At 35.6% G+C, this 11,411-nt stretch carries 9 protein-coding genes; 7 read left to right on the plus strand and 2 right to left on the minus strand.

Translation table 11 applies throughout. The features are described 5' to 3' along the window. Nucleotides 1–32 precede the first annotated feature (32 nt). Together MKX29_RS19515 and MKX29_RS19520 are read right to left on the minus strand one after the other, a co-directional pair. Nucleotides 33–203, minus strand: a complete 171-nt coding sequence (locus MKX29_RS19515; RefSeq protein ID WP_224938394.1) for an aspartyl-phosphate phosphatase Spo0E family protein — start codon at nt 201–203, stop codon at nt 33–35. Between the two features lie 346 nt (nt 204–549). After that, nucleotides 550–1,926: an aspartate aminotransferase family protein gene (locus MKX29_RS19520; RefSeq protein WP_281202563.1), complete on the minus strand. Its 1,377-nt coding sequence runs from the start codon at nt 1,924–1,926 to the stop codon at nt 550–552. A gap of 223 nt (nt 1,927–2,149) precedes the next feature. Here MKX29_RS19520 and MKX29_RS19525 point away from each other — a divergent pair, with 223 nt between their 5' ends. From MKX29_RS19525 to hydA, 7 genes are all read left to right on the plus strand, one after another. Continuing rightward, entirely contained in the window at nt 2,150–3,016 is an 867-nt protein-coding gene (locus tag MKX29_RS19525) for a MurR/RpiR family transcriptional regulator (RefSeq protein ID WP_251161751.1), read from the plus strand. Nucleotides 3,017–3,028: 12 nt separating this feature from the next. Further along, complete coding sequence (locus MKX29_RS19530) at nt 3,029–3,814, plus strand: SDR family oxidoreductase (protein WP_224938391.1); 786 nt, start codon at nt 3,029–3,031, stop codon at nt 3,812–3,814. Between the two features lie 112 nt (nt 3,815–3,926). After that, on the plus strand, nt 3,927–5,813 hold the full coding sequence (gene htpG, locus MKX29_RS19535; RefSeq protein WP_341107193.1) for a molecular chaperone HtpG: 1,887 nt from the start codon (nt 3,927–3,929) through the stop codon (nt 5,811–5,813). Between the two features lie 339 nt (nt 5,814–6,152). Continuing rightward, a complete protein-coding gene (locus MKX29_RS19540; protein ID WP_341107195.1) occupies nt 6,153–6,551 on the plus strand; it encodes a VOC family protein in 399 nt (132 codons plus the stop codon). A 715-nt stretch (nt 6,552–7,266) separates the two neighbouring features. Next, nucleotides 7,267–8,634 carry an NAD(P)-dependent oxidoreductase gene (locus MKX29_RS19545; RefSeq protein WP_224938387.1) on the plus strand — a complete coding sequence of 456 codons (1,368 nt, stop codon included), beginning with the start codon at nt 7,267–7,269 and terminating at the stop codon, nt 8,632–8,634. 19 nt (nt 8,635–8,653) lie between these two features. After that, nucleotides 8,654–9,940, plus strand: a complete 1,287-nt coding sequence (gene preA, locus MKX29_RS19550; RefSeq protein ID WP_224938386.1) for an NAD-dependent dihydropyrimidine dehydrogenase subunit PreA — start codon at nt 8,654–8,656, stop codon at nt 9,938–9,940. A 24-nt stretch (nt 9,941–9,964) separates the two neighbouring features. Beyond that, complete coding sequence (gene hydA / locus MKX29_RS19555; RefSeq protein ID WP_341107198.1) at nt 9,965–11,374, plus strand: dihydropyrimidinase; 1,410 nt, start codon at nt 9,965–9,967, stop codon at nt 11,372–11,374. Nucleotides 11,375–11,411: the final 37 nt, after the last annotated feature.

An 11,411-nucleotide genomic window follows, 5' to 3' on the forward strand; every position in this document is an offset into this window, starting at 1 on the left:
CTAATTTCTTTCAGAGGAAACTAGGCTTTTACTTATTTATACATTGCGTATTTTTCTTTTTGTACCATATTAATTAAGAGGTCGAGTTCCTCGCTTATTTGAATAGTGAACGGGTCTGATAGTCCAAAAATATCCCCGATAATTAAAAGCATTTCTCTTGTATCTTTTATTTGACTCTCTATGTCTATAGAAGTTACCTGCATCTGTCATTACCTCGAATTCAAAATATCATAACTAATTATATTATCACATATTTTTACATATTATACAATCAATAGTTATCTCTTTAAGTTATAACAGAGCTGCAGTTTTTATAGCCTGAATCAAAATGCTATAAATCTAGTAAAAGGATAAATTGTGTCATGCCCAGAATTTTGCTTTCGTTTTAGCAACGAGATGAAAAAGAAGAAAAAGAGAGAAATTAAAAAAATCATTGAAGAGCATCAGATAGTTATGGAGAGCGATAAATAGTTGATTCATAAATGGCACAAACAAAAACGATTTTTTAGGAGTTTTTGTTTGTGCTTATTCACTGGGTACAACGAATGATTATAAATCTTGTAAAGCTTTTTCGAATATCTCCAAGGTTCTATTAATTTCTAAATCAGTGTGTGCTGTAGATAGACTGAAACGATTCATTGGTTTTGTATATAAACCATTAATTAATAATAATAGATCTAATCTTTTTCGTAAGGCAAAATTCGCTTCCTGTAAGTCGCGATAATTCCATATTTCTTTATCAGTAAATACGATGTTAAAAATGGACCCGAGTCCAATGGTTTGCATCGTTAATCCTTTTCTCTCAAAAAGACTTGTTAGTTCTTGTTTTAAACGATGCGTTCTAGCTATTACAGTAGAGATTTCATTTTGTAATACGTCAATGGTTGCCATACCTGCTGCAAGGATTGAAGGGTGACCATTATATGTCCCGCTATGGAAAAGAACATCTTTGGCACTGGAGTTCTTACCTGTACTATGGTCAAAAACATCCGAGAAGGCAGAAGGAGCACAACACATCATTATCTCTTCTTTGCCTCCAACCATACCAACAGGAAAACCCCCTCCAACTACTTTACCTAAGGTTGTTAAATCAGGTGAAATATGATAAATGGATTGTGCACCACCAAGCCCCAATCTAAAGCCGGTTTTTACTTCATCAAAGATTAAAACAATACCTAAGTCTTCCGTTATTTTTCTCAATCCAGTCATAAATTCTTGTGTAGCAGGGATAAAGCCACTTTGAGCAGGTTCTAAAATCACTGCTGCTACCTCATCTTTATGCTTTGTCAAAATTTCTGCTGTTGCTTCTAAATTATTAAAAGGTAAAACAATCGTATGTGTTTCGTGATAGGGATCAACACCTTTAGATTCAATTAGCGCATTTGGTTCCGAAGCTGGACCTGCTTGATCTACTTTTGGATTGACACTAATAAGCATTTGATCATATCCGCCGTGGTAATGACCTTCAAACTTAGCAATCTTATATTTACCAGTGTAAGCATAGGCTAATCTTATTGATAATAAAGTGGCTTCAGTACCTGAGTTTGTATATCTAAGTTTTTCCATCGAAGGATAAAGTGCTTGTAATTTTTTTGCCATTTCTAGTTCAAGTTGATGAGGCGTCCCGAATAAATGTGTACCATTCACTTGCATTTGGTCAGCTAATGCTTTTTGCACTTTTGGGTGACCATGACCGAGCATTAAAGAGCCGTAAGATAATAAGTAATCGATGTATTCATTGCCATCAATATCGAATAAGTAAGCGCCACTACCTCTTTGCATAACAATCGGGTATGGATCAAAGTATTTAATATTTGCTGTCACACCGCCTGGCATATAGCTTTGGGCATCTAAAGAGAATTGATATGATTTACTCGTTTTTGCTTTTAATTGTTCGTGTACATCATCTAATGAACTTGTTTTCACTGTATTTTCCACCTCTATAATGAAATGTATAATTCATATTTATTAATATAAGAAATATATAGAACATCATACGCTGAAAAAACCTATTTGTGAAGTATTAATTTCATTTTTAATTAAAATGAAATAAATAATTCATTGATGGTTATACAAATTATCAATTTTTAAGCTTTTCACGTATAATAAAAAGGATGAGAAAGAAATCTGTTAATTTTGAAGAAAAGGTATGACTTACAAAATGGAGAATATCGAAAAGTTAATCGCGGATCAATATCCAATAATGAGTAAATCTCAAAAGAAAATTGCTACATACATGCTTGATCATAAAAATGAAATTCCATTCTTAACTGTCGCTAAACTAGCCAAATCTACGAAAGTTAGTGAAGCTACTGTTGTTAGATTTGCCGTTTTTCTTGGATTTACTGGTTACTCTGATCTACAGCAATACATGCAAAGCTCTATACAAAAACAACTCACTACAACAGAGAGATTGAGAATGTCATCAGATGTGTATGAACACGAAAGAGAAGGGGTTGTCTCTCTGTTCCAGGATGATATGGCTAACATCCAATTGACGATGGAAAAGTTAGATGAACAACAATTTATGAGAGCAGCACAATATATATTAGAGGGAAGAAGAATATACATCAGTGCCAATCGCAGTGCTCGGTCATTAGGTGTATTTCTGCAATATTATTTAAATATTATCCTTGGACATAGTGAATTAATAGGTGCTGCTGACACTGTATCAGAACAGTTATTTAAGTTGGATGAGCATGATGTAGTGATTGGTATCAGCTTTGCTCGTTATTCAATGAATACAATTGAACAAGTGCAATATGCAAAAGAACATGGAGCAAAAGTGATTGCTATTACTGATCATCTAACGTCACCATTAGTGCCATATGCAGACGTAGTATTAACTGCTTCTAGCAAGCTTCCGACGTTTATCGACTCCTTTACCGCACCACTTAGCTTAATTAATGCTTTAATTGTTTATTTAGGGAAAGAGCGGACAGATGTTGTAGAAGAAAGGTTAGAGAAGTTAGAAGACTTATGGGAGCGGTTTGATATATTTTATAGAAAGAAATAGGAGGAGTAGTCAATGGATTTAAAAATAAAAGGTAAAGTAGCTTTAGTATTAGCTTCCAGTCAAGGTTTAGGAAAGGCGATTGCCCTTGAATTAGCCAAGGAAGGCGCCAAAGTAATGATTTCTAGTAGAGATGAAAGTAAACTACAAGTCGTACAACAAGAGCTAAAATCAAGTGGTTTCATGGAAGTGGAGTACCAAGTGTGTGATATTACAAAACAGGAAGATATTGAAGAACTTGTTCAAAAGACAAAAGCTACATATGGAACCGTTGATATCCTTATCAATAATGCTGGAGGACCCCCTGGTGGCGGATTTGAGGATTTATCGGATGAAGATTGGTATCGTTCGTTCGAATTAAATTTACTTAGTTACGTACGAACAATCCGAAGTGTATTGCCTGAAATGAAGAAACATGGTGGGAAAATCATTAATATTGCTTCCACATCTATTAAACAACCAATCCCAGGTTTATTATTATCTAATACATTTCGCTTAGGAATTGTCGGTTTGACTAAAACGCTTGCTGATGAATTGGCTCCGCATCAAATATTAATTAATACGGTTGCACCAGGTAGAATAGCAACAGATCGTATTGACTATCTTGATCAATTAACGGCCAATAGAAAGGGGATGACGAAAGAAGAAGTGCAAAAAGCATCAGTACAATCGATCCCGTTAGGTCGTTATGGTACGCCGGAAGAATTTGCTCAATTTGTCACTTTCCTATGTTCAGATATTAATACTTACGTAACGGGTTCTTCCATTTTAATAGATGGCGGAATGGTGCGTTCTTTATAAATATTAACTATTGACTGGGAAAAAAGAGGATATTAAAATAGTATTAGCACTCTACAAGATAGAGTGCTAATTTAGTCTTTGAAAATTTCATGATAAAGGAGAGACTGTGAAGATGGCAGAAAAAATGCAATTCCAAGCTGAATCGAAACGATTGCTTGATATGATGGTACATTCTATTTATTCACAAAAAGAAGTGTTTTTACGTGAATTAATTTCTAATGCAAGTGATGCAATTGATAAAATCTATTATAAGGCGTTGACTGACGACCAACTTGTTTTCGAACAAGACGATTATTACATAAAGGTGATTCCTAATAAGGAAACACGCACATTAACCATTATTGATACTGGTATCGGAATGACAAAAGAAGAACTAGAAAATAATCTAGGTGTCATTGCTAAAAGTGGATCCCTTGCTTTTAAATCAGAGAATGAAGCAAAAGATGGTCATGATATTATTGGGCAGTTCGGTGTCGGATTTTATGCAGCATTTATGGTAGCAGACGAGGTAAAAGTATTGTCCAAAGCTTTGCATAGTGACCAAGCTTATCTTTGGGAATCTCAAGGGGCCGATGGATATACTATTGTGGAAACAACGAAAGATCAAGTAGGTACAACCATCACACTTAAATTAAAAGAAAATGAAGAAGAAGAGAACTTTGATGATTTCCTTGATGAATATCAATTAAAATCAATTATTAAGAAATATTCTGATTTCATTCGTTATCCAATCAAAATGGATGTCACAACGAGTAAACCGAAAGAAGATAATGACAAAGAATTTGAAGAGATCATAGAAGAACAAACCATTAATAGCATGGTTCCAATTTGGCGTAAAAACAAAAATGAATTAACGGATGAAGATTATCAAAACTTCTATCAAGAGAAACGGTATGGGTTTGATCAGCCATTAAAGCATGTGCATGTAAGTGTCGATGGATCCATTCGATATAATGCCATTCTTTTTATCCCAGAAAATCGTCCTTTTGATTATTACTCTCAAGAGTATCAAAAAGGGTTAGAGTTATATTCAAATGGCGTGTTAATTATGGAGAAATGCCCAGACTTATTACCTGATCATTTCAGCTTTGTTAAAGGGATGGTTGATTCTGAAGATTTATCCTTAAATATTTCAAGAGAAATTCTCCAGCATGATCGTCAATTAAAATTGATTGCCAAAAATATTAATAAGAAAATTAAAAGCGAGTTAAAAACATTATTGAAAAATGAACGTGAACAATATGAGAAGTTCTATGAATCATTCGGTCGCCAAATCAAGTTTGGTGTGTACAATGAGTTTGGTACACATAAGGATTTATTAAAAGATTTACTATTGTTCCATTCGTCCAAAGAGAAAAAACTAGTAACATTAGATGAATATATAAGCAGAATGCCAGAAGAGCAAAAATATATTTATTATGCTACAGGTGATTCAATTGATCGTATTGACAAGCTACCACAAACAGAAATCGTAGCCGATAAAGGATATGAAATTCTTTATTTTACAGAGGACATTGATGAATTTGCAATTAAAATGCTTGTTAACTATGAAGAAAAAGAGTTTAAGTCAGTATCTAGTGGAGATTTAGGAATTGATGCGGAAGACAAAGAAGAAGACAATGAAGATGAAGTAAAAGAAAATAAAGAAATATTAACGAAAATGTCTGAAATACTTACTGGTAAAGTAAAAGAGGTCCGTGCATCCAAACGACTAAAATCTCATCCTGTTTGTTTATCAGCTGATGGTGAAGTAACCATTGAAATGGAAAAAGTATTAAGTATGATGCCAGATAATCAAAATGTCAAAGCTGATAAAGTACTTGAACTGAATATCCACCATTCTGTTTTCAATAGTATCCAAGCTGCATTTAATAAGAATGATGATGAAAAATTAGCTTTATACACCAATTTACTTTATAACCAAGCATTACTGATTGAAGGCTTATCTGTGGAAGACCCGGTAGCGTTCACAAATGATATTTGTAAGGTAATGCAATAATCTACTTTGAAATAGTTTTTTCAACATGAGGCCCGATCGATTGTTCGGGTCTATTTTAATTTACGCTGTTTTCGTAATGAATGACAACTCTGTTTGAGAATAACATCATCGTGGTTAAGGAAGCATTTCGATTTGTAAGGAGGGGTAAATGTACGTTCAAAAGAAAAATTAGTGCTTGTTAAAGCTATTTGAAATGACTTGTTTCCAGCAGAAGTTGATACGTTTATTATACGTTAAAATCGTTTTCCTAATGGAATGGGTTGTGTTTATTGTGGAAATACATCAGCGATATGTAACGGAAAGTACAAGATGTTAATTTTACATTTAGGAGGGATATAGATGATTTTTGAAATGACTACTCAAGTTAGAGTTGCCAATATTGAAGAAGGGCAAAAGTGGTATGAAGCACTGCTTAATAAGAAGGCTGATTTTACTCCACATGAGGGGTTTGCTGAGTGGGAACTTATTCCTGGATGTTGGTTGCAAGTCGCAGAAGGAACTCTTTCCGAGGGTAACGGACCTTTGCGTTTAGGAGTGACTAATATTGAGGCTGAAAGAGAGAGACTTATAGAAGTTTTAAGAATAGATAGGTTTGAAATACATTCAAGACCTGATGTACCAGTGAAATGGGGAACTTTCACAGACCCATGGGGAAATCGACTTGGATTTTTCGAATATTTAGATAAGGGAGAAGAGCAAGAGCGTATTAAAACGATCAAAGGAACAATAAAAGTTTGAAATAGTCTGGTAAGAAAGGGAACTACGAGAGAGGTTCCCTTTCATTTATGTAACAAATAACAAAGGTCACGAAAACAGTGTTAATTTAAAGAAGATTAATAATTAAGAAATAGGTATATACCTAAGAAACACAAGAAGTCTGTAAACAATCATCTTTGAAAAACAATTGCTTTGTATGAGCTCACTTCTGTTTTCGTTTGTCCGTGCATAAAAAATAAATAGAATTAACTTTATAGTGAATTGCAAAATCCTTTCCACTCGTATCCTCTTAAAAAACATCTCCAGGGTCTTTTAAAGGCTCTCCCTCATAATTCTGAGTATAGAGACCTACATTCATAATTAAAGTTTGTTATTCTATTTCTTACTAGATCTTAAAACAAGCATTAGTCAATTATTATTTGTGAGACATAATAAATTGCTTATGTTTGCCATTTTAGAATGTAAAAGAACACTAATATTTACAGGGTATGTAAGGATAAATAACATTCAAAAATTAGAAAGAAAAAACTATTTGGAACAAGTATTAAGTGAAGCGCTTACAAAACTTTGCTTTTTACATTTTGACAAGCAAGACTAGTGAACTATTTTACGAATTGTATAATGATTAATCGATTAGAACACAGTAAAATGATTATAAGATTCTAACAATTCAGTTTAATTAATGTTAGAAAAACTAACATTCAAAGATGCTATCTATTAAGGAGGTTACTCTATAGTGAAAAGCGACCGAAAAGAGACATTAGCAACACTAAAGCGGAACTTTGAAGAAGTAGAACCACCTTTTTCTAAGCATGATGCACTGGATGAGGCCAATCGATGTTTGTATTGTTATGATGCTCCTTGTATTCAAGCGTGTCCAACGGGAATTGATATCCCTAGTTTTATTAAAAAAATTGCCACAGATAATTTATTTGGATCTGCAAAAACAATTATGTCTGCTAATCCTGTAGGAGCTAGTTGTGCGCGCGTTTGTCCGACTGAAGAACTTTGTGAAGGCGCATGTGTACTCAATCATTCTACTAAACCTATTTTAATAGGAAATTTACAACGGTATGCAACGGACTGGGCAATTAAGAATGAAGCGACCCTGTTTCATGCTGGAAAGCCAAATGGAAAGAAAGTAGCGATTATAGGAAGTGGGCCTGCCGGTTTATCAGCAGCCAGAGAATTAGCAAGAATGGGTTATAAAGTGACGATTTACGAAGCAGAAAGTGAAGCGGGAGGATTAAATACTTACGGAATCGTCTCATTTAGGTTACCGCAGAAAATATCTTTTTGGGAAGTAGAACAAGTAAAAAAATTGAATGTAGACATTGTTACAAATACGAGAGTAGGGGTAGATATCTCTGCTAAAGAAATTCTGGAACAGAATGATGCTGTTGTTTTAGCCATTGGTATGTCATCTGTACCAGAATTAGGCATTCTTGGTGAAGATTTAAATGGCGTTCATGATGCGATTGAATTTGTAAAAGAAACAAAGACAGCACCTATTCATGATGACTTATACAAAAAAAAGGTAGCAGTAATCGGGGCTGGTAATACAGCTATCGATGCTGCAACTTGTTCAGTTAGATTAGGAGCGGATAATGTCAAAATTTTATATAGAAGAACGCTGGCTGAGATGACCGCTTATGATTTTGAATATGAATTTGCAAAGCAGGATGGTGTCGAATTTCGCTGGTTAACAGCTCCGGTTGAAATTTTAGGAGATGAGCAAGGGAAAGTTACAGGTATTAAATGTGTCAAGATGACTTTATCGGAACCTGGTGAAGATGGAAGGAGACGTCCTGTACCCTTAACTGATTCTGAATTTACGATTGAAGTAGATGCAGTGATTAAAGCGATCGGACAAAGTCGTTATATTGATTTAATTGAACAATTTGAAATTAGTCACGATGGTGGTGTTGTGACAATAGATAGTGAAACCTTTCAAACATCTAACAGTAAAGTATTTGCCTGTGGAGATTGTATATTTGGTAAAGGACAAGGTGAAGCAATGGTTGTGTCTGCTGCACAACAAGGAAAAGCGAGTGCCATAAGCATCCACCGCTCTCTATTAAAAGAAACGATAGAAACTGCTTAAATATCTTGGAGGTGAAAAAATGGCAGATTTAAGTACAAATATAGCTGGAATTAAATCCCCAAATCCATTTTGGTTAGCTTCAGCTCCGCCAACCAATTCAGGTTATCAAGTACAGCGTGCCTTTGAAGCTGGGTGGGGAGGTGCAGTTTGGAAAACATTAGGTGACCCCATTTTGAATGTTTCTTCGCGTTTTGCAGCAGTGAGTTTTAATGGTCAAAAAGTAGCAGGGTTTAATAATATTGAATTAATTACTGATCGACCGTTGGAAGTAAACCTGAAAGAAATCTATGAAACAAAAAAGAAATATCCTAATCATGCAATCATTGCTTCGTTGATGGTCGAACCGAAACAAGAAAAATGGCATGAAATTGTCAAAAAGGTGGAAGAAGTGGGTGTCGATGGACTTGAATTAAATTTCGGTTGTCCGCATGGGATGGCTGAAAGAGGAATGGGAGCAGCCTCAGGTCAAGTACCAGCACTTGTTGAGCAACAAACCTATTGGGTAAAAGAAGTAGCGAAGACACCGGTAATCGTGAAACTTACACCAAATATCACCGATATAACTGCAACAGCTGAGGCTGCGGTTAATGGTGGTGCAGATGCAATTAGTATGATTAACACGATTAATAGTTTAGCAGGTGTAGATATTGAAACGTGGAATACCATTCCGCATGTTGGAGGGAAGGGTGCCCACGGTGGCTATTGCGGACCTGCAGTGAAACCAATTGCTCTAAATATGGTTGGAGAATGTGCACGTAATAGTAGAATTGGTGTGCCAATCTCAGGAATTGGTGGTATATCTAATTGGCAAGATGCTGTGGAGTTTATGCTCATGGGTTCAACAAGCGTACAAGTTTGTACAGCGGCCATGCATCATGGCTTCCGCATCGTAGAAGATATGATTGATGGGCTGAATTATTATTTAGATCGTAAAGGGATCGCTTCGGTAAATGAAATCATCGGTAAGTCTGTACCCAAATATTCTGATTGGGGCGATTTAGATCTAAACTATCAAATTGTCGCACACATTAATAATGATGTTTGTATCAATTGTAATAAATGCCATATTGCCTGTGAGGATACCTCCCATCAATGTATTGATATGCTGACCGGAACTGATGGTAAGCCTTATCTCCAAGTTCGCGAAGAAGATTGCGTCGGTTGTAATTTATGTTCGATTGTTTGTCCTGTAGATGGAGCAATCGATATGGTCGAAAAACGAAATGAACTACCACCGATGACTTGGAATGAAAGGCAAGAAGCCATTGCAAATATAAGCTATGTTGCAAATAGTACAGCGAAGTAAAAGAGTGAGAAAGGGTGGTTACTTATGAAAAAACTCATAAAAAATGGAGTAATTGTTACAGCAACAGATACTTACAAAGCAGATATCCTAATTGAAGATGAAACAATTATGCAAATCGGAGAGAATCTTCAAGAGAGTGGTGCGGAAGTCGTTGATGCAAAAGGACATTATGTCTTCCCTGGTGCGATTGACCCCCATACTCACTTAGACATGCCTTTTGGTGGAACGGTCACTAAAGATGATTTTGAAACGGGTACAAAAGCTGCCGCATTTGGTGGAACAACTACGATTGTTGATTTTTGTTTAACGACAAAAGGGAAATCACTCAGTAGCGCCGTTGAAACTTGGCATCAAAAATCAAAAAATAAAGCGGTCATTGACTATGGTTTTCACTTGCAAATTGTTGAGAGCAGTGACGCTGTATTAGCAGAGATACCGAAAATGGTTGAGGAAGAAGGCATAACTTCATTAAAAGTATTTATGGCTTATAAAAATCAATTCCAAGCAGATGATGAGACACTATATAAAACTTTACTTGCCGCTAAAGAACTTGGGGCACTTGTCATGGTGCATGCTGAAAATGGTGATGTAATTGATTATTTAGTAAAGGACGCATTAGCAAAAGGAAATACAGACCCTATTTATCATGCTTTAACTCGTCCCCCTGAAGCAGAGGCAGAAGCAACAGGAAGAGCTGCAACACTTACCGGACTTGCTGGATCACAATTATATGTCGTGCATGTTTCGTGTGCAGATGCGGCTAAAAAAATAGCTGAAGCTAGATGTCAAGGTATCGATATCTGGGGTGAAACCTGTCCGCAATATTTGGTCTTGGATCAAACCTATTTGGAGAAACCAGATTTTGAAGGAGCTAAATATGTTTGGTCACCGCCATTAAGAGAAAAATGGAATCAAGATCATTTATGGAATGCGTTAAAGACAGGACAATTACAAACACTCGGATCTGATCAATGTTCTTTTGATTTTGTTGGCCAGAAAGACTTAGGAAAAGGTGATTTTTCTAAGATTCCAAATGGTGGTCCATTAATTGAAGACCGCGTAAGTATTTTATTTTCAGAAGGTGTGAAAAAAGGGAGAATATCACTTAATCAATTTGTAGAGATTACTTCAACCCGTGCAGCTAAATTATTTGGATTATATCCGAAAAAGGGTACGATAGCTGTTGGCGCTGATGCTGATCTTGTTATCTATGATGGCAATGTCGAACGGACGTTGTCGGCGAAAACGCATCATATGGCAGTTGACTACAATCCTTTTGAAGGCATGAAAATTACAGGAGAGCCTATTTCAGTGTTATCTAGGGGTAACTTTATCATCAAAGATAAACAATTTGTAGGTGAAGCAGGTCAGGGTAATTTTATTAAGCGTGCTAAATATGGAGAAACGTTAGAAAAACGACCAACAATGATTTAACTTTTATTGCGCCCTGCTGAAATGATTTCAGCAGGGT

The organism is Cytobacillus sp. FSL R7-0696, from assembly GCF_038006865.1.
Classification (GTDB): Bacteria; Bacillota; Bacilli; order Bacillales; family Cytobacillaceae; genus Cytobacillus; species Cytobacillus kochii.